Annotated in this window: 14 protein-coding genes; 7 read left to right on the top strand and 7 right to left on the bottom strand. The window is 67.4% G+C overall.

Annotated features, from left to right (window positions below; translation table 11 throughout):
• The first annotated feature begins 83 nt into the window (after positions 1-83).
• The 5 genes from mutS (at position 84) to ACAM55_RS07215 (ending at position 5666) form a co-directional block, all read left to right on the top strand.
• Positions 84-2744: a DNA mismatch repair protein MutS gene (gene mutS, locus ACAM55_RS07235; protein WP_369655358.1), complete on the top strand. Its 2661-nt coding sequence runs from the start codon at positions 84-86 to the stop codon at positions 2742-2744.
• A gap of 28 nt (positions 2745-2772) precedes the next feature.
• Positions 2773-3612: a peptidase gene (locus tag ACAM55_RS07230; RefSeq protein ID WP_369655357.1), complete on the top strand. Its 840-nt coding sequence runs from the start codon at positions 2773-2775 to the stop codon at positions 3610-3612.
• A 14-nt stretch (positions 3613-3626) separates the two neighbouring features.
• Positions 3627-4436 carry an alpha/beta hydrolase gene (locus ACAM55_RS07225; protein WP_369655356.1) on the top strand — a complete coding sequence of 270 codons (810 nt, stop codon included), beginning with the start codon at positions 3627-3629 and terminating at the stop codon, positions 4434-4436.
• A gap of 74 nt (positions 4437-4510) precedes the next feature.
• Positions 4511-4891: an ATP-binding protein gene (locus ACAM55_RS07220; RefSeq protein ID WP_369655355.1), complete on the top strand. Its 381-nt coding sequence runs from the start codon at positions 4511-4513 to the stop codon at positions 4889-4891.
• A 160-nt stretch (positions 4892-5051) separates the two neighbouring features.
• Complete coding sequence (locus tag ACAM55_RS07215) at positions 5052-5666, top strand: response regulator (protein WP_369655354.1); 615 nt, start codon at positions 5052-5054, stop codon at positions 5664-5666.
• Between the two features lie 45 nt (positions 5667-5711).
• Here the strand turns inward: ACAM55_RS07215 and ACAM55_RS07210 are convergent, their stop codons facing one another.
• From ACAM55_RS07210 to ACAM55_RS07195, 4 genes are all read right to left on the bottom strand, one after another.
• On the bottom strand, positions 5712-6536 hold the full coding sequence (locus ACAM55_RS07210) for an undecaprenyl-diphosphate phosphatase (protein WP_369655353.1): 825 nt from the start codon (positions 6534-6536) through the stop codon (positions 5712-5714).
• A gap of 80 nt (positions 6537-6616) precedes the next feature.
• A complete protein-coding gene (locus ACAM55_RS07205) occupies positions 6617-7282 on the bottom strand; it encodes an aspartate/glutamate racemase family protein (protein ID WP_369655352.1) in 666 nt (221 codons plus the stop codon).
• Positions 7283-7295: 13 nt separating this feature from the next.
• The gene (locus ACAM55_RS07200) at positions 7296-8213 is read right to left on the bottom strand and encodes an amino acid ABC transporter substrate-binding protein (RefSeq protein WP_369655351.1); all 918 of its coding nucleotides are present in this window, start codon (positions 8211-8213) and stop codon (positions 7296-7298) included.
• A gap of 57 nt (positions 8214-8270) precedes the next feature.
• Positions 8271-9605, bottom strand: coding sequence for an aspartate aminotransferase family protein (locus ACAM55_RS07195; protein ID WP_369655350.1), 1335 nt, complete (start codon positions 9603-9605; stop codon positions 8271-8273).
• Between the two features lie 147 nt (positions 9606-9752).
• Between ACAM55_RS07195 and ACAM55_RS07190 the strand changes: the two genes are divergently transcribed.
• Both ACAM55_RS07190 and ACAM55_RS07185 read left to right on the top strand, forming a co-directional pair.
• On the top strand, positions 9753-10619 hold the full coding sequence (locus ACAM55_RS07190) for a MurR/RpiR family transcriptional regulator (RefSeq protein ID WP_369655349.1): 867 nt from the start codon (positions 9753-9755) through the stop codon (positions 10617-10619).
• A 108-nt stretch (positions 10620-10727) separates the two neighbouring features.
• Positions 10728-11093, top strand: a complete 366-nt coding sequence (locus ACAM55_RS07185; protein WP_369655348.1) for an SPW repeat protein — start codon at positions 10728-10730, stop codon at positions 11091-11093.
• Between the two features lie 105 nt (positions 11094-11198).
• On the opposite strand, the gene ACAM55_RS07180 is transcribed toward ACAM55_RS07185, so the two are convergent.
• The 3 genes from ACAM55_RS07180 to ACAM55_RS07170 form a co-directional block, all read right to left on the bottom strand.
• Complete coding sequence (locus ACAM55_RS07180) at positions 11199-12617, bottom strand: efflux transporter outer membrane subunit (RefSeq protein WP_369655347.1); 1419 nt, start codon at positions 12615-12617, stop codon at positions 11199-11201.
• Between the two features lie 124 nt (positions 12618-12741).
• Positions 12742-15984 carry an efflux RND transporter permease subunit gene (locus ACAM55_RS07175; protein WP_369655346.1) on the bottom strand — a complete coding sequence of 1081 codons (3243 nt, stop codon included), beginning with the start codon at positions 15982-15984 and terminating at the stop codon, positions 12742-12744.
• Complete coding sequence (locus ACAM55_RS07170; RefSeq protein WP_369655345.1) at positions 15981-19088, bottom strand: efflux RND transporter permease subunit; 3108 nt, start codon at positions 19086-19088, stop codon at positions 15981-15983. Before ACAM55_RS07170 ends, ACAM55_RS07175 begins: the two co-directional genes overlap by 4 nt.
• Positions 19089-19124 lie beyond the last annotated feature (36 nt).

The raw sequence follows: 19124 nt of genomic DNA, 5'->3' as shown, positions 1-19124 counted from the left end.
CTTCACGCGGGGTTCGCGCCGACAGATTTTAGAGCGGCGCCGATCGCCGGCCGGGCCGTCCGCCGTCCCCGATAATCGTCCGAGTGAAAACGACGACTGCGCAACCCTCCCCCTCGACCAGCGACTTCTCCGGGCATACGCCGATGATGGCGCAGTACCTGGGCCTCAAAGCGAACCATCCGGACACCCTGTTGTTCTACCGGATGGGCGATTTCTACGAGCTGTTCTGGGCCGACGCCGAAAAGGCCGCGCGCCTGCTCGACATCACGCTCACCCAGCGCGGCCAGTCGGCCGGCCAGCCGGTGGTGATGTGCGGCGTGCCCTTCCATGCGGTCGACACCTACCTCGCGCGGCTCATCAAGCTCGGCGAATCGGTCGCCATCTGCGAGCAGGTGGGCGAGGTCGGCGCCAGCAAGGGGCCGGTGGAGCGCAAGGTGGTGCGGGTCGTCACGCCCGGCACGCTGACCGACTCGGAACTGCTCAACGACAAGAGCGAATCGCTGCTGCTGGCAGTGCATGCGGGCACTCGCAACTTCTGCGGGCTAGCCTGGCTCAGCGTCACGGGGGCCGAGCTGCGGCTGGCCGAATGCCCGGCCGACGCGCTCGAAGCCTGGATCGCGCGCATCGCGCCGAGCGAGCTGCTCTACAGCGCCGAGGTCACGCCGGCCTTCGAGCAGCGGCTGAAGGCCGCGCGCGCGGCCACGCCTTTCACGCTCTCGATCCGCCCGGCCTGGCAGTTCGACGGCGGCCTGGGCGAACGCAAGCTCAGCGAGCAGATGGGCAGCAACAGCCTGGCCGCCTGGAATGCCGAATCGCTTTCCAACGCGCATGCCGCGGCGGCTGCGCTGCTCGGCTACGCCGAGCACACGCAAGGCCGCGCCCTCTCGCATGTGCAGCGCCTCTCGGTGGAGCGCGACGGCGACCTGATCGAGCTGCCGCCCACCACGCGGCGCAACCTGGAGCTGGTGCAGACGCTGCGCGGCGAAGATTCGCCCACGATGTTCTCGCTGCTCGACACCTGCATGACGGGCATGGGCAGCCGCCTTCTGAAGCGCTGGCTGCTGTCGCCCCGGCGCGAGCGCGGCGAGGCGCAGGCCCGGCTCGAAGCCATCGGTGCACTGCAGTCCACGGTGCTGGGCGGCACGGCCGCCCCCTGGCGCTCGCTGCGCGAGCAGCTCAAGAACACGAGCGACGTGGAGCGCATCGCGGCGCGCATCGCGCTCAGGCAGGTGCGACCGCGCGAGCTGCTGGCGCTGCGCCTGGCGCTCGCCAAGGCCGAGCAGCTGGCGCCGCTCCTTCCCGCATCGGCCGCGCTGCTCGACCGGATTGCCGAGCGGCTTGCGCCGCCGCCGGGCTGCGCCGACCTCCTGGTGAGCGCCATCAAGCCCGACCCGTCGGCGCTGGTGCGCGATGGCGGGGTGATCGCCACCGGCCACGACGCCGAGCTCGACGAGCTGCGCGCCATCAGCGAGAACTGCGACGACTTCCTGCTGAAGCTCGAGGTGAGCGAACGCGAGCGCACCGGTATCAGCAACCTGCGGGTGCAGTTCAACCGCGTGCACGGCTTCTACATCGAGGTGACGCAAAGCGCGCTCTCGAAGGTGCCCGACAACTACCGCCGCCGCCAGACGCTGAAGAACGCCGAACGCTTCATCACGCCCGAGCTCAAGGCTTTCGAGGACAAGGCGCTGAGCGCGCAAGACCGCGCGCTGGCCCGCGAGAAGTGGCTCTACGAGCAGCTGCTCGATGCGCTGCAGCCCTCGGTGCCCGCGCTCACGCAGCTGGCCGGCGCCATTGCCACGCTCGACACGCTGTGCGCGCTGGCCGAGCGCTCGCACACGCTGCACTGGCGCGCGCCGAGCTTCGTGTCGCATCCGTGCATCGAGATCCAGCAAGGCCGCCATCCAGTGGTGGAAGCGCGGCTGGCCGAAAAATCGTCGGGCGGCTTCATTGCCAACGACACGCAGCTGGGGCCGCAGCAGCGCATGCAGATCATCACCGGCCCCAACATGGGCGGCAAGTCGACCTACATGCGGCAGGTGGCCATCATCGTGCTGCTGGCCTCCATCGGCTCGCACGTGCCGGCCGCGGCCTGCCGGCTGGGGCCGATCGACGCGATCCACACCCGCATCGGCGCGGCGGACGACCTGGCCAACGCGCAGTCGACCTTCATGCTCGAGATGACCGAGGCCGCGCAGATTCTGCACAGCGCCACCGCCCAGTCGCTGGTGCTGATGGACGAAATCGGCCGCGGCACCAGCACCTTCGACGGCCTGGCGCTGGCGGCCGGCATTGCGGCCCAGCTGCACGACCGCAGCAAGGCGTTCACGCTCTTTGCCACCCACTACTTCGAGCTGACCGAATTTCCGGCCACGCACCACTGTGCGGTGAACATGCACGTGAGCGCCACCGAAGCAGGCCGCGACATCGTGTTTCTGCACGAAATGCAGCCCGGCCCGGCCAGCAAGAGCTACGGCATCCAGGTGGCGCGGCTTGCCGGCATGCCCGCCGCGGTGGTCAATCATGCGCGGCAGGCACTGGAGGCACTTGAATCGCAGCATGCGCAAACTCGCGCACAGGTCGACCTGTTCGCACCGCCGCCCGCGGCCGAAACTCCCATGGCCAGCGCCGTAGAATCCGCCTTGGCTGCGCTTGATCCCGACACCATGAGCCCGCGCGAAGCCCTCGACGCGCTCTATGCGCTCCAAAAACTGAACACGCGTGAACACAGTGCCGTCGGCTGACCGGGCCTGATTCATGCGAGACGAACTCATGACTTACTGCGTAGGCATCAAACTCAACGCCGGCCTGGTGTTTCTCTCCGACTCCCGTACCAACGCGGGCGTGGACCACATCAGCACCTTCCGCAAGATGATCGTCTACGAGCAGCCGGGCGACCGCGTCATGGTGCTGCTGTCGGCTGGCAACCTGAGCATCTCCCAGTCGGTGCGCGAAATCCTCCAGATCGAGGAGCTGCGCGAGACCCGGGAAGACGGCACCCAGGGCGACCCCATCACCATCTGGAACGCCAAGAGCATGTTCGACGCCGCGCGCGTACTCGGCTCGGCCGTGCGCCACGTGTACGACCGCGACGCCGAGGCGCTCAAGCATGCGGGGCTCGATTTCAACGTTTCGTTCATCTTCGGCGGGCAGGTCAAGGGCGAAGGGATGCGCCTGTTCCTGGTCTACGCGGCCGGCAACTTCATCGAGGCCACCACCGAGACGCCCTACTTCCAGGTCGGCGAATCGAAATACGGCAAGCCCGTGCTCGACCGCGTGCTCACGCCCGAAACCCCGCTCGACGAAGCCGCCAAGTGCGCGCTGGTCTCGATGGACTCGACCATGAAGTCGAACCTTTCGGTCGGCCTGCCGCTCGACCTGGTGGTGTACGAGGCCAACAAGTTCGAGACCGACCGCGTCATCTGCATCGACGCCGACAACCCCTACTACCGCATGATGCACAACAGCTGGGGCCAGAAGCTGCGCGAGGTGTTCGACAGCATCGAAGACCCGGTGTGGGACGACGCCGCCACCGAGCATCCGCTCAAGATGCCCGCCACGCGCCACAGCCCGCTGCGCAAGATTTCGACGCCCGACGAAAAACTCATCTGAGGCCGAACCCGGCCATGGTGATGCCCCCCGTCGTCTTCTCGCACGGCAACAGTTTCCCTGCGAGCACCTACCGCGTCGTTCTCGACAGCCTGCGCAACCGCGGCTTCGAGGTCGATGCCATCGAGAAGTTCGGGCACGACCCGAAGTACCCGGTCACCGACAACTGGCCGCACCTGGTGCAGCAGCTGGCCGACTTCGCGCAGCAGCACGCCGACCGCGCCAGCAGGCCGGTGTTCCTGGTCGGCCATTCGCTTGGCGGGTTCCTGAGCCTGATGTGCGCGGCCATGCATCCGGCACTCGCCTGCGGCGTGGTGCTGCTCGATTCGCCCATCCTGGGCGGCTGGCGCGCGAACACGCTGAGCCTCGTGAAGCGCACCCCGCTGATGAAGACCGTGTCGCCCGGCGCCATCAGCCGCCGGCGCAAGAACCGCTGGGCGCACCGCGAGGCGGTGTTCGAGCACTTCCGCAGCAAGAAGGCCTTTGCCAAGTGGGACGAGCAGGTGCTTCACGACTATATCGACCACGGCACCTTCGACAGCGACGACACGCGCGAGCTGAGCTTCGACCGCAACGTGGAAACGGCCATCTACAACACCTTGCCCCACAACCTCGGCGCCCTGCTGCGCCGCCACCCGCTCAAGTGCAAGGTGGCCTTCATCGGCGGGCGCCAGTCGGCCGAGATGAAGCAGGTGGGAATGGCGATGACCGAGCAAGTCACCAAGGGGCGCATTGCCATGCTCGACGGCACGCACCTGTTTCCCATGGAAAAGCCGCTGGCCACCGCCGCGGCCATCGAGGCGTCGCTTCGCAACCTGCTGGTCTGATTGGGTAGCGGCTCGACCCACGGACACCGAGCCTCCCGCGCAGGCGCATTTTCTTCACGGCGGCTGTCGGCCCGATGCGCGTCGTCTCGGGCCTCTCGGTGCAGGAAATTGTGCGTGCCTTTCTGGTGGGTGAAAGCGCCATGGAGCAGCGCATCTCGCGCGCCAAGAAAGCGCGTTGCCTCGGCTGGCATTCCCTTCGATGCGCCCGGTGCACGGGAGCGCGGCGGCGCCCAACCTCGCAGAGCCTCGACCTGCTGCGCTTTCTGCAGGAGGCACTGACCAATGTGCTCAAGCACAGCGCAAGTCGCCGCGTGGATGTGGCAGTGTCGCGCGCCGGCGCCGAACTGAGGCTCAGCGTGCGCGACGACGGCTGCGGCTTCGTGGTGGACAAGTCTGCATCCGCCCGGATGGGCCAGCCCGCCATGGACCTGTCAAGAGGGGAACAGACCAGATGATACAAATTGAAATTGTCGGTAACATTTGACGAAAATAAGTAAAAACGTCCCACTTCGCAGACCCCCGCTTCAAAATGTTCCACGAATGTCAACTTCTCAGTCAGAAGCCGTTGAAGCCATCTCCCTGAGCCCGACCCTCGTGGTCGAAAACGACCGGGCGATGCAGGAACGTTTGCACTACGTTTTGTCGATGCTCGGATGCGACGAGCCGCAGATCGCGTGGACCGACGACGACGCGACGGCCATGCAATTGTTCGAGAGCCAGCGCTTCGGCGTCGCCCTGGTGGATATCGGACTGCCGGACGGCCGCGGTATCGAGCTCATCGAATGGCTGCAAGCGCACCACCCGCAGGTGTCCGCGGTGGCAATTTCCGCCTCGTTGCGCACCGAGGAAACCATTTTTTCGGCATTGCGCGCAGGCGCCGTGGCCTATTTGCTGAAGGTACGCGACGATCTCGAACTCAGCATCGCGCTGCGAAGCATCGAACAAGGCGGCGCGCTCATCGATGCGGCCATTGCCCGGCGCATTCTCGCGTGGCATGCCGATCACGCGAGCGACTTGCTGTCCATGCCGGACGTGATGCTGACGCCGCGCGAACGCAACATGCTGGAACTCGTGGTGCAGGGCCTCACCCACCGCGACATCGCCGAAACGCTTTCGACCCCCCGGCTTGCGGTGGAACGCCGCACCAGGAACATCTATGGAAAGCTGGCGCTCGGCTCGCGGGCCGGCTCGGCCTACCGCATGGCCAACGGAACCATTCTGCTGCGATAGCGCTGCTGCTTCGTGGCCGTGCCAAGCCGCACGCCACGTTCCTTGCTACTCCGCCCAGACCACCGTCCCCGTCCATGCCGTCGCCAGCACCACGATGCCGAAGGCGATGCGGTACCAGGCAAACGGAATGAAGTCGTGCGTGCTGATGTACTTCAGCAGCCAGCGCACGCAGAGCCACGCGCTGACGAACGAGAACACCAGCCCCACGGAGAACAGCGGAACGTCGGCCATCGAGAGCAGTGCGCGTTCCTTGTAGAGGCTGTAGGCACCGGCGCCGATCAGCGTCGGAATGGCAAGGAAGAACGAGAAGTCCGTGGCCGCCTGCCGCGACAGGCCAAGCAGCATGCCGCCGATGATGGTCGAGCCGCTGCGGCTGGTGCCCGGAATCATCGCGAAGCACTGCACCAGGCCGACCTTGAGGGCGTCCCACACCGTCATGTCGTCGACGTGCTCGATGCGGATCGAGCCCGGCGGACGCTTCTCGGCCCACAGGATGATGAAGCCGCCGATGATGAAGGTGCTTGCCACCACCACGGGCGTGAAGAGCTGCTCCTTGATCATCTTGCCGAATATCAGCCCGAGCACCACGGCGGGAATGAAGCCGATGATCACGTTGAGCGCGAGACGCCTTGCCTTGGCCTGCCGCGGCAATGCCACCACGGTGGAATGGATCTTCTGCCAGTACACCAGGATCACCGCGAAGATCGCACCGGTCTGGATGGCGATGTCGAACACCTTGGCCTTGGCGTCGTCGAAGCCGAGCAACGAGCCCGCAAGAATCAGATGTCCGGTCGACGAGATGGGCAGAAACTCTGTCAGCCCCTCGACGATGCCCATGACGGCGGCCTTCACCAGCAAAACGATGTCCACGCTTACTCCTTTAAAGAGCGTCAATTATGGCGAGGCATCGAGTCAGGCCAGGTTCAGCTGGCCCCGGGCAGCTGCGGGCTTTATCCAGGAACTTGACCGGTGCGCAGCCGCAGGGCCCGAACCGCACTGTCGACGGTGGTGAGCACCGGCAGGCCGCTCGCTTGCTCGCAGGCCGTGCGTGCGCGCGCCATGCTGAACTGCGCCAGCGCAATGCGCGTGCAGCCGCGATGGCGCAGCGCCACGGCCTGCGCGGCGATCAACGTATCGTGGCGCTGTGTGTCGCCGGCGTTCAGCGCATCGAGCGCGCCTTCGGCCAGCACGGGCTCGAGCGCGGTGCCGGGCGGAAATTCGGGCGGCATCGACACGAGCGTGGCCGCGAAGGTTGCGATGAGGCCGAGCTTGCCCTGCCCTTCGCTCTGAGCTTGCGCGGCCTCGGCGACCATGGCCTCGTTGGGCTTGAGCACCGGAATGCCCGCATGCCGCCGCGCCACCGCCTCGATGCACGGCCCGAAGGCCGAGCAGGTGAAGAGAATACCCTGCACGCCGGTATCGACCGCGTACTGCGCGAGCCGCTGGAATCGCTCGCGCATGGCGGCGTCGAGGCCGCGCCCACCGCGCGCAAGATCGGCCGAGAGACTGTCGTCCAGCAGGTTCATGCGCACGGCTTCGGGCCAGTCGCGTTCGAAAGCGGCGTTGATGGGCGCGACCGAATGCGAAAGCGCGTGGATGAGTGCGATGCGGGTCATGCGGGAACGGCGGTCAGATGCCCTTCGAAGACGGATTGGCAAAGGCCTCTTTCGTCTCGGCGTTGAGCGGGTAGTTGATGTTGATGCCCTTGGGCGGAATCGGCGACATGAACCACTTGTTGTAGAGCTTCTCCATCTCGCCGGACTTCATCATGCCCGACACCACGCGATCCACCAGCGCCTTGAAGGCCGGATCATCCTTGCGGAACATGAGCGACTGGTTCTCGGTGCGCAGGCTCTCGCCGGTGATGATGAAGTCCTTCGGGTTGCGCGCGTTCGCGACCTGGCCGGCCAGCAGGATGTCGTCGAGCACGAAGGCCTGCGCCCTGCCGCTTTCCACCAGCAGGAACGAGTCGCTGTGGTCCTTGCCGCCGAGGTTGTTCACCTCGAGATTGCGGCCCTTGTCGGCCTCGCGCAGCAGGCGAAACGAGGTGGTGCCGGTGGTGGTGACCACCGTCTTGCCCTGCAGGTCGGCAATGCTCCTGATGCCAGAATCGGCCTTGACCAGCATGCGCACGTTGTAGCGGAAGATGTCGGGCGAGAACGCCACCTGTTTCTGGCGCTCCACCAGGTTGGTGGTGGAGCCGCACTCGATGTCGACCGTGCCGTTCTGCACCAGCGGAATGCGGTTGGCCGAGGTCACGGCCTGGTACTTGATCTCGACGGCCGGCAGCTTGAGCTCGCTCTTCACCGCTTCGACGATGCGATTGCAGATCTCGATGCTGTAGCCCACGGGCTTCAGGTTGCCGTCGAGGTACGAGAAGCCGAACGACGACTCGCGGTAGCCGAAGGTGATGGTGCCGCTCGCCTTGATCTTGGCGAGGGTGTCGTTGTTGTCCTGGGCCTGTGCGGCCGTGTGCGGCAACAACAGGGCGAAGGCTACCGCGAGAGCGGCAGCGCCGAAGGGAATCGGCAGACGAAGCTTGGGCATGGAAGCGCTCCTTGGAACGGCGGTTGAAGAAAACGGCGAAAGAAAATTGGGCAGTGGTCAGCGCGCGACGGCACTCGTCACTGCGTCGATCGAAGCCGCAAGTCGGGTGGCGATTTCCCGCAGGTCTTGCCGCGTCGCGATGAACGGCGGCGCCAGCAGCACGTGGTCGCCCTGCCGGCCATCGACCGTGCCGCCGAAGGGGTAGCACAGCAGGCCGCGCGCCATGGCGTCCTTCTTGAGGGCTGCATTGACCTTCAAGGCCGGATCGAACGGCGCCTTGCTCGCGCGGTCGGCCACCAGCTCGATGCCCCAGAAGAAGCCGCGGCCGCGGATGTCGCCCACGTGCGCATGGCCGCCGAGCGCCTCGGCCAGCATGGCGCCGAAGGCTGCGCCGTCTTCGCGCACCTTGGCGACCAAGCCGTCGCGCCGGATCACCTGCTGCACCGCGAGCGCCGCCGCACAGGCCATCGGATGGCCGAGGTAGGTGTGGCCATGCTGGAAGAAGCCGCTGCCCTTCGACATGGCCTCGACGATCCCGCCCTGCGCCAGCACCGCGCCGATCGGCTGGTAGCCGCCGCCCAGGCCCTTGGCGATGGTCATCAGGTCGGGCACCACGCGCTCCTGTTCGCAGGCATGCAGCGTGCCGGTGCGGCCCATGCCGCACATCACCTCGTCCAGGATCAGCAGCACGCCGTACTTGTCGCACACCGCGCGCACGGCCTTGAAGTAGCCCGGCACGGGCGTGAGCACGCCAGCCGTGGCGCCCCCCACCGTTTCGGCCACGAAGGCGATGACGCGATCGGCGCCCTGCGCAACGATGGCCGCCTCGAGCTCGGCCGCAAGGCGCAGGCCGTATTGCTCGGCGCTCTCGCCGGCACGCTGCTCGCGGTAGGGGTAGCACGGCGCCACATGCGTCGCCGGCACGAGGATGGGCGCAAATGGCTCGCGCCGCCACGCATTGCCGCCCACGGCCAGCGCGCCCAGCGTGTTGCCGTGATAACTCTGGCGGCGCGCGATGAAGTGCGTGCGCTGCGGCTGCCCGATCTCGACGAAATACTGACGCGCCATCTTGAGTGCCGCCTCGACCGCCTCGGACCCGCCGCTCACCAGGTACGCATGGCTCATGCCCTCGGGGGCGGAAGCGATCAGCTCGTCGGCCAATTGCTCGGCCACTTCGCTCGTGAAGAAGCTGGTGTGCGCGTAGGCCAGCTTGTCGATCTGCGCATGCATGGCCGCCAGCACCTCGGGGTGCGCGTGGCCGAGCGACGACACGGCCGCGCCGCCCGAGGCATCGAGGTATTCGCGGCCTTCGGCGTCGCGGATGAACATGCCGCCGGAGCCGGCGGCAACGGGCGGGGTCTGGCGAAGGTGGCGATGAAAGACGTGCGTCATGGCGGCTGGGCGGCGGTGGATGGTGGATGCGTGCTTGGAACCAACGTTTCCGTCGCATTATTGTTTGGAACATTTGTTTCGTCAACTGTTCCATCATTCCATGTCCGGTACATTCGTTCCAACAGCAGAAGGAAAAGAGAGACCGCCATGGGCGCCAGAGACCAGATCCGCCAGCGTTTCAACGAGCTGAGCCCGGCCCTGCAGCAGGTCGCGCGCTACGTGCTGGACCACCCCAACGAGGTGGTGACCGCATCGATGCGCAACGTGGGCACGCGCGCACAGAGCACGCCCGCCACGCTGGTGCGTTTCGCGCAGCACCTGGGCTATGTGGGCTGGCCACAGCTCAAGGAAGCCTTTGCCGGCGACATGGGCCTGGGCAGCGAAACCTATGGCGGGCGGGCCAAGCAACTCATCGGCCGCGCGCAGGACCGAAGCCTGACGGCCGAGATGTTCGAGGTGCAGCGCCGCAACCTCGAGGCCACGCACCAGCAGAGCGAGCAGGCGCTGCAAAAAGCCTGTGCGCTGATCGAGAAGGCGCCGGCCGTCCACGCGGCGGGTTTCAGGGCCTGCTTTCCGATCGCGTTTTCGTTCGTCTACGTGTACCGGTTGTTTCGCGCCAGCGTGCACTTGGTGGACGGCCAGGGCGGCTCGCTCGAAATGCAGCAGCGCGCCTTTGCCAAGGGCGACGCCCTGGTGGTGGCCAGCTTCATGCCCTACTCGCGCGAGGCGCTGCAGGTGGCGCAGGCGGCCAAGGCCGCCGGCTGCCGCATCGTGGCCATCACCGACAGCGTGGCCTCGCCGCTGTCGCTGCTGGCGGACGAGACGCTGCTTTTCACGATCAACAGCCCTTCTTTCTTCCCGTCGGTGGCGGCGGGGGTTGCCGTGACCGAGGCGCTGGTCGAACTGCTCGCGAGCCGCGCTGGCAAGCCGGTGATCCGGCGCATCGACCAGGCCGAGGCGCAGCTGTTCGAGTCAGGTGCCTATCTGGTGCCGCCCGTGCCGCGCGGAAATTAGGCCTCCGAGCCGAATCCGCGTGCTGCAGCGCCGCATTGGCGGAACCCCGTCGAGCCCGAACGGTCGAAGAACTGTCGCGGTTTTGTGCCGCGACAGGAGGTAATGACCATGAAGCAGGTGAAACATTGGCAAGACCCGGTCAGCGTCGCGCTCGGCGCGTGGCTGATCATCTCGCCTTGGGTCCTGGGGTTCCAGGACGTCACTTACGCCATGTGGACCGCAGTGGCGACAGGCGTCGTGCTGGGCGCGGTGGCGCTGGGGGCGACCCTGGTACCGCGTGCATGGGAAGAGTGGACCGAAGGCGCGATCGCCATCTGGCTGGCTGCGTCGCCGTGGATACTCGGCTTCGCCACCGTCGAGAAGGCGATGGTGAACGCAGTGCTCGTGGCGGCGGCGATCCTGGTGCTCGCACTCTGGGTTCTGGTGACCGACAAGGACTACCTCGGCGGGTCGCTGGACCGTCACGCGCATTGAGCGCATGACGATCGCGCCGTGAAGAGGAACGGCTCCGCGCGCAACCCGCGGCGCAGCTGAAGGGATGGGCAACCGCCCATCCCGCGCACAGGTTGTTCGCTCCGCTCAGCGCGGAGGGGTGGGCTGTTGCCAGCCGCCGCCAAGGGCCTGGATGAGCGCCACCGCCGCGGTCTGTCGATTCACCTGCAGCTGCACCAGCGTGCGCCGCGCACCGAGGGCCGCTGCCTGCGCCGTGACCACCTCGGTGTAGCTGACCTGGGCCGCGCGATAGCGATTGAGCAGCTGCTGCTCGGTCTTGTCGGCGGCGGCCGAAGCCTCGCGCCGCAGGCCCTCCTGCTGCGCGAGCGCGGCGCCGGCCGTCAACTGGTCTTCCACCCCCTGGAACGCCGTGAGCACCGCCTGCCGGTAGCGTGCCACGCTGGCCTCGTGGGCCGCCTTGGCCGAGTCGACGCTCGCGCCGATGGCGCCCGCATCGAACACCACCTGCGCCACCGAGAGGCCGAGCGCCCACAGCGTGTTGGATGCGTTGAACAGGTCTTTCACGCGGCTCGCGCTGCTGCCCACCGAAGCGCTGAGCCCGAAGTTCGGGAAGTACGCCGACCGGGCGATGCCGATCTGCGCATTGGCCGCCGCCACCGCACGTTCGGCCGCCGCGATGTCGGGCCGGCGCTGCAGCAGCGTCGAAGGCACGCCCGTGGGAATGCCCGGCACCGTGGGTGTCCACTGCGCGGCCGGCAGGCTGAAGTCGGCCGGCGCCACGCCCACCAGCATGGCAATGGCGTGCTCCAGCGTGGTGCGGGTGCGCTGCAGGCCCACGCGCTCGGCCTGCGCGGTCACGAGCTGGGTCTGCGCCTGCAGCACGTCTGTCTGGGCCGCAATGCCGGCCTTGTAGCGGTTGCTCGTGATCTCGAAGGCGCGCTGGTAGCCCTCGATGGTCTGGTCGAGCAGGACGATCTCGGCGTCGGCTTCGCGCAGCGAAAAATAATTGGTGGCCAGGTCGCCGATGGCCGAGAGGCGTGCCGACGCCAGGTCGGCCTCGCTGGCCTGCGCATTGGCCTCTGCGCTGGTTACGGCTTGCCGCAGCCGGCCCCACACATCGGGTGCCCAGTCGACGCCCAGCGTGGCCGAAAAGGTGTTGGACGCATTGCTGGTGCCGCCGATGTTGCCGCTTCGCCGGCCGCTGCCGTCGAGCGATACCGTGGGAAACAGCGCGGCGCGCTCTCCCCGCACCAGGGCCTGCGCCTGCGCGTAGTTGGCCACGGCCGCGGCAATGTTCTGGTTCGACACCTGCACGCGGGCCGCCAGTTCATCGAGCGTGGCATCGCCGAAAAGCTTCCACCAATCGCCACGGTCGAGCGCATCGGCCGGGGCGGCGGGCAGCCAGCCTTCGGCGGTCTTCTGCTCCTTCCACCCGGCGGGCATGGCCGAGCTTGGCACCTGGTATGCAGGGCCTACGGCGCAGCCGGCCACCATGGCCGCGAAGGCGAGCGCGGACAGCGAAGGGATGCGGGTGCGATGTGTCATGGCAAGGGATTCATTTTCTCGGAGGCCGGGAACACCGCGGAACCGGCTTTGCCGGGCCGCCGGTGTTGCCCCCTTGAGGGGGGGAGTCGAGCTACACGAAGTGCGCGAGGGACGGGAGTGGGTTTCATACAGGCGAGCTCGCGGCGCGGCTCAGGTGCCGCTCGTTGCCGGAGCGCCGGCGCAGCTTGTCGAGCAGCACGTAGACCACCGGCGTGGTGAGCAGGGTGAGCAGCTGGCTCGCCACCAGGCCGCCGATGATCGCCACGCCCAGCGGCTGGCGCAGTTCGGCGCCCTGGCCGAAGCCGATGGCCAGCGGCAGCGCGCCCAGCGCGGCGGCCAGCGTGGTCATGAGAATCGGCCGGAAACGCAGCAGGCAAGCCTCGCGCACCGCTTCCACGGCCGAGATGCCGCGCGCGCGCTCGGCCTCGAGCGCGAAGTCGATGATCAGAATCGCATTCTTCTTCACGATGCCGATCAGGAGGAAGAGACCGATCAGCGCAATGATCGAAAAATCCATGCGGAACAGCAGCAGCGCGAGCACCGCGCCCACGCCCGCCGAAGGCAGTGTGGTCAGCACGGTGATCGGGTGAATCAGGCTTTCGTAGAGTATGCCGAGCACGATGTAGATGACCACGATGGCCGCCAGGATGAGCGCAAGCTGCTGTCCCTGCGACTGCTGCGCCGCGAGCGCCGTACCCTGGAAGCTGCCGCGCACGTTCACGGGCATGGCAATGTCGGCCTCGGCCTGAGCGACGATGCGCCGCGCGTCCTGCAGCGTGACGCCCTCGTCCAGGTTGAACGAGACGGTGCTCGCGAGCTCGGTGTCCTGGTGGTCGATGGAGCTCGGCACCGCGCGCTCGCTGACCTTGGCAATGGCCGAGAGCGGCACCATCAGCGTGGTGTTCGCGGCCAGCGCCTGGCCGGTGGACGCGGTACGCAGTGCCGGGTTGGCCGACGTGGTGGTCGAGGTGCCGGTGCTGGCGTCGGTGGTGTTGGCCAGCGAACTCACGATGGTTGCGCCGCTCGCGGTGGTGCTGGTGGTGAGCGTCGAGGGTACGTACAGGTCCTTCAGCACCACGGGCGCGCGCTGGTAGCGCGGCGCCCATTCCATGATCACGGAATACTGGTTGAGCTCGTCGTAGATGGTGGCGACCGAACGCTGTCCGTAGGCGTTGTAGAGCGCGTTGTCGACCGCGCTCGACGTCACGCCGAGCCGCGCGGCACTTTCGCGGTCGACATCGACGTAGGTCTCCACGCCGTTGTCCGCCTGGTCACTGTCGACATCGGTCAGCGCCGTTTCCTGGCGCAGCCGGTCGGCCAGCTTGGCGGTCCAGGTGCGCAGGTCGGCCAGGTTGTCGCCCTTCAGCGTGTACTGGTAGGTGGAGTTGCTCGAACGCCCGCCCATGCGCAGGTCTTGCACCGGGCTCAGGAACACGCGCAGGCCGGTGAGCTGGTTGAGCTGTGGCCGCAGCCGGTTGACGACCACGGCGGTCTTTTCGCTGCGCTGCGATACCGGCTTGAGGTTGACGAACATGAAGCCGCCGCCCGAGCGGCTGCCGCCCGCAAAGCCCACCACGGTATCGACGGCCGGGTCCTTGTGGATGATGTCGACCGCCTGGCGCAGTTTCTCGCTCAGCGCCACGGACGAAATGCTCTGGTCCGCGCGCAGGCCCGCGTTGAGCTGGCCGTTGTCCTGCTCGGGAAAGTAGCCCTTGGGAATGGCGGAGAACAGGTACACGTTGAGCCCGATGACCGCCAGCAGCACCACCATGACCACGGCCTTGCTCGCGAGCGCCCAGTCGAGGCTGTGGGCATAGGTGCGCAGGCTCCACTGGTAGACGCTTTCCGACATGCGCGCCAGGCGCCCCGGCGGCCTGGCGCCGGGCTCCTCGGGCCGCAGCAGCATGGCGCACAGCATGGGCGTGGTGGTGAGCGAGATCACCAGCGAGATCAGCACCGCCACGGACAGCGTGACCGCGAATTCGCGGAACAGCCGGCCGATCTGCCCGTCCATGAACAGCAGCGGGATGAACACCGCCACCAGCGACAGGCTGATCGACAGCACGGTGAAGCCCACCTCGCGCGCGCCGCGCAGGGCCGCCTCGATGCGGCCCATTCCGGCCTCGATGTGGCGGCTGGTGTTCTCGAGCACCACGATGGCGTCGTCCACCACGAAGCCGGTGGCCACCGTCAGCGCCATCAGGCTCAGGTTGTTCAGGCTGTAGCCCAGCAGGTGCATCACGCCGAAGGTGCCGAGCAGCGACACCACCGTGGCCACGGCCGGAATGATGGTGGCGCGCGCACGGCGCAGGAACAAGCCCACCACGAGCACCACCAGCGCGATGGAGATCATCAGCGTGGCCTCGATCTCGCGCAGCGACGCGCGGATGGAGTTGGTGCGGTCGGAGGCCACCTGCACCTCGATGTCCTGCGGCAGCTGCGCGCGCAGTTCGGGCAACAGCTCGCGCACGCCGTCCACGGTCTGGATGATGTTGGCGCCGGGCTCCTGCGTGACCAGCACGATCACCGCGGGCTGGCCGTTGAAGAGACCCAGGGTGCGCGTGTTCTCCACGCTGTCGATCACCCGCGCGACATCGCCCAGCCGCACGGCCGCGCCGTTGCGCCAGGCGATCACCATGTCGCGGTACTCCACGGCATGGCGGCCCGGCGAGGGCGTGTAGATCTGCAGCCGGCGCTCGTCGTTCTCGATCGCGCCCTTGGGCCGGTTGGCGTTGTTGGCCTGGATGGCGGCGCGCACGTCTTCGCTGCTGATGCCGAAGCGGTTGAGCGAGAAGGGCTCGAGCTCCACCCGCACGGCCGGCAGCGAGCCGCCGCCGATCTCGACCTCGCCCACGCCCTCCACCTGCGAGAGCTTCTGGCTCACGATGTTGGAGACGGCCTCGTAGATCTGCCCCGGCGTGCGCGTCTTGGAAGTGAGCGCCAGGATCGCGATGGGCGCGGCCGTCGGGTTGCGCTTGCGGTAGGTCGGGTTGCTGCGCAAGGTGGCCGGCAGGTCGGCCCGCGCCGCGTTGATGGCCGCCTGCACCTCGCGCGCGGCGCTGTCGATGTTGCGCTTGAGGTCGAACTGCAGGCTGATGCGCGTCGAGCCGTTGGAGCTGGTCGAGGTGAGTTCGTTGACGCCCGCGATCACGCCGAGCCGCCGCTCCAGCGGTGTGGCAACGCTCGATGCCATGGTGCTCGGGCTCGCGCCCGCGAGGCTGGCCGTCACCGAGATGGTGGGAAAGTCGACCTGCGGCAACGGCGACACAGGCAGCACGAAGAACGCCGCGATCCCGGCCAGGGCGATGCCGATGGTCAAGAGGACCGTGGCGATCGGACGTTCGACGAAAGGCCTGGAGAGGTTCATGCGGCCGCGGCCTCCCGCTTGGGCCCGAAGCGGCGGCCGAGCCGGTCGAATGCCAGGTAGACCACCGGCGTGGTGAACAGCGTGAGCACCTGGCTCACCACCAGCCCGCCGAAGATCGCCAGGCCGAGCGGCCGGCGCAGCTCGGCGCCCTCGCCCCAGCCGAACATCAGCGGCAGCGCCGCGAAAAGCGCCGCCAGCGTGGTCATCAGGATGGGCCGGAAGCGCAGCAATGCCGCCTGGTGGATGGCCTCCTGGGGCGACTTGCCCTCGCGCCGCTCGGCGTCGATGGCAAAGTCGATCATCATGATGGCGTTCTTCTTCACGATGCCGATCAGCAGGATGATGCCGATGATGCCGATCACGCCCAGGTCGTTGCCGGTGACCATCAAGGCCAGCAGCGCGCCCACGCCGGCCGAGGGAAGTGTCGAGAGAATGGTCAGCGGATGGATGTAGCTCTCATACAGCACGCCCAGCACGATGTACACGCACACCACCGCCGCCAGGATGAGCCACAGCTGGTTGGAAAGCGATTTTTCGTAGGCGCCCGCCGCGCCCAGGAAAGTCATCGTCATGCTCGACGGCATGCCGATTTCCTTGGCGGCCGCGCGAATGGCCGCCACCGACTTTCCGAGCGCCACGTTCTCGGCCGTGTCGAAGCCCACGGTGGCTGCCGGATACTGCGCCACGTGCGTGACCTGCAGCGGCGCTGCCTGCTCGCGCACCGTGGCAATCGACGACAGCGTGGTTGCACTGCCGCCGCCGGTGCGAAGCTGCAGGTTGCCCAGCAGCTGCGGCGAAGCCAGGGCTTCGCGCTGCGCTTCCAGGATCACGCGGTACTGGTTGGTCTCGGTGAAGATGGTCGAGACGATGCGCTGGCCGAACGCGCTGTACAGCGTGTCGTCCACCGAACTGGCCGTGACCGACAGCCGCGCGGCCGTGTTGCGGTCGATGTCCACGTACGCGGCCAGGCCCTTCGCGCCCGCCGTGGTGGTGGGGTTGCGCACCAGGGGTTCGGAGCGCAGCCGCTCCACCAGCTTTTGCGCCCAGGCATCGACGGTGTTGGTGTCCACCCCTTCGAGCGAGACGCGGAACTCGGTGGGGCCGGTTTCGGCGTCGATGGTCAGGTCTTGCGTGGGCTGCAAATAAAGCGTGACGCCGGCCACGGCACGCACCCGCTCGCGCAGGCGCTGCATCGTGGCCTCCTGGTCGCCGCGGTCGGCGCGCATGTTGATGAGCATGCTGCCGGTGTTCAGCGCGGTGTTGTTGGCGGCGTCCACCCCCACCACCGAGCTCACGCTGGCCACTTCGGGGTCGGCCAGGATGGCCTTGGCGGCTTGCTGCTGCAACTCGGCCATGCGCGTGTACGACACATCCTGCGCCGCCTCGATGCGGGCCTGCAGTTGCCCGGTGTCCTGCGTCGGGAAAAGCCCCTTCGGGATCACCACGTAGAGCAGCACCGTGAGGGCCAGCGTGGCCAGCGCCACGACGAGCGTCAGCGGCTGGTGGCGCAGCACCCATTGCAGCCACACGTCGTAGCGGCCGATCACGCGTTCGAAGAAGCGCTGCACGCTGGCACCGAAGCGCCCGCCCTCCTCGGCCTGCGGCTTGAGCCAGCGCGCCGACATCATCGGCACCAGGGTGAGCGACACCACGGCGGAGATCAGGATCGTGATGGCCAATGTGACGGCAAACTCCCGGAACAGGCGCCCCACCACATCGCCCATGAACAGCAGCGGAATGAGCACGGCAATGAGCGACACCGTCAGCGAGATGATGGTGAAGCCGATCTGCGTCGCCCCCTTGAGCGCGGCCTTGAACGGCGGGTCGCCCTCTTCGAGGTAGCGCGCGATGTTCTCGATCATCACGATCGCGTCGTCCACCACGAAGCCGGTGGCAATGGTCAGCGCCATCAGGCTCAGGTTGTTGAGGCTGTAGCCGAGCAGGTACATCAGCCCGCAGGTGCCCACGAGCGAGATCGGCACCGCCAGGCTGGCGATGATCGTGGCGCGCACGCTGTGCAGGAAGAAGAAGATCACCAGCACCACCATCACCACGGCCAGTCCGAGCTCGAGCTGCACGTGCGAGACCGAGGCGCGAATGCCGGTGGTGCGGTCGCTCAGCACCTCCACCTTGAGCGAGCCCGGGAGCGATGCCTGCAGTTCGGGCAGCTGCTTCTTGATGGCATCGACCGTGCCGATCACGTTGGCACCCGGTTGCCGCTGCACGTTCAGGATGATGGCGGGGTAGAGCGTGGCCGGCTGCTCGCCAGCGCGCAACGCGGCCCAGGCGCCCAGCTGCGTGTTCTCGGCGCCATCGACCACGCGCGCCACCTCGGTCATCCGCACCGGCGCGCCGTTCTTCCAGGCGACGATGAGGTTCTTGTAGTCGTCCGCCGTCACGAGCTGGTCGTTGGCGTTGATGGTGTAGGCGCGCCGCGGTCCGTCGAAGCTGCCCTTGGCGCTGTTGGCGTTGGCCGCGGTGATGGCGCTGCGCAGGGTGTCCAGGCCGATGCCCACCGACGCGAGCGCGTTGGTGTCGGCCTGGATGCGCACGGCCGGCCGCTGCCCGCCCGAGAGCGACACCAGCCCCACGCCGCTGACCTGGCTGATCTTCTGTGCGAGCCGCGTGTTCACGAGGTTCTGCACCTCGGTGAGCGGCATGGTCTCGGAGCTCACGGCCAGCGTGAGGATGGGCGCATCGGCCGGGTTCACCTTGGCGTACACGGGCGGTGCGGGCAGGTCGGCCGGAAGCAGCGAGCCGCCCGCGTTGATAGCGGCCTGCACCTGCTGCTCGGCCACGTCCAGGGTCTGGTCGAGTGCGAACTGCAGCGTGACGATCGACACGCCCGCCGAGCTCACCGAACTCATGCGGTTGAGGCCCGCCATCTGCCCGAACTGGCGCTCGAGCGGGGCCGTGACGGTGCGGCCCATGACCTCGGGGCTGGCGCCGGGGTAGAGGGTCTGCACCTGGATGGTCGGGTAGTCGACCTGCGGCAGCGCGGCCAGCGGCAGCAGCCGCAAGCCGACGAGGCCGGCCAGCACGATGGCGACCATCAGAAGCGCCGTGGCCACCGGCCGTTCGATGAAAGGGCGGGAGGGACTCATCGCGAACGCGCTCGCTGGTTCCGTGGATTGTGGTTG

The organism is Variovorax sp. V213, assembly GCF_041154455.1.
In the GTDB taxonomy this organism is placed as follows: domain Bacteria; phylum Pseudomonadota; class Gammaproteobacteria; order Burkholderiales; family Burkholderiaceae_C; genus Variovorax.
Note: the sequence above shows the minus strand (reverse complement) of the source record. Positions and strands in the feature narration are given on the sequence as shown.

Excerpts from the sequence above, each read along its gene's own strand:
- ACAM55_RS07230 (WP_369655357.1), top strand. The coding sequence starts at position 2,773 with ATGACTTACTGCGTAGGCATCAAACTCAACGCCGGCCTGGTGTTTCTC.
- ACAM55_RS07225 (WP_369655356.1), top strand. The coding sequence starts at position 3,627 with ATGGTGATGCCCCCCGTCGTCTTCTCGCACGGCAACAGTTTCCCTGCG.
- ACAM55_RS07220 (WP_369655355.1), top strand. The coding sequence starts at position 4,511 with ATGCGCGTCGTCTCGGGCCTCTCGGTGCAGGAAATTGTGCGTGCCTTT.
- ACAM55_RS07215 (WP_369655354.1), top strand. The coding sequence starts at position 5,052 with ATGCAGGAACGTTTGCACTACGTTTTGTCGATGCTCGGATGCGACGAG.
- ACAM55_RS07205 (WP_369655352.1), bottom strand. The coding sequence starts at position 7,282 with ATGACCCGCATCGCACTCATCCACGCGCTTTCGCATTCGGTCGCGCCC.
- ACAM55_RS07200 (WP_369655351.1), bottom strand. The coding sequence starts at position 8,213 with ATGCCCAAGCTTCGTCTGCCGATTCCCTTCGGCGCTGCCGCTCTCGCG.
- ACAM55_RS07195 (WP_369655350.1), bottom strand. The coding sequence starts at position 9,605 with ATGACGCACGTCTTTCATCGCCACCTTCGCCAGACCCCGCCCGTTGCC.
- ACAM55_RS07190 (WP_369655349.1), top strand. The coding sequence starts at position 9,753 with ATGGGCGCCAGAGACCAGATCCGCCAGCGTTTCAACGAGCTGAGCCCG.
- ACAM55_RS07185 (WP_369655348.1), top strand. The coding sequence starts at position 10,728 with ATGAAGCAGGTGAAACATTGGCAAGACCCGGTCAGCGTCGCGCTCGGC.
- ACAM55_RS07180 (WP_369655347.1), bottom strand. The coding sequence starts at position 12,617 with ATGACACATCGCACCCGCATCCCTTCGCTGTCCGCGCTCGCCTTCGCG.
- ACAM55_RS07175 (WP_369655346.1), bottom strand. The coding sequence starts at position 15,984 with ATGAACCTCTCCAGGCCTTTCGTCGAACGTCCGATCGCCACGGTCCTC.
- ACAM55_RS07170 (WP_369655345.1), bottom strand. The coding sequence starts at position 19,088 with ATGAGTCCCTCCCGCCCTTTCATCGAACGGCCGGTGGCCACGGCGCTT.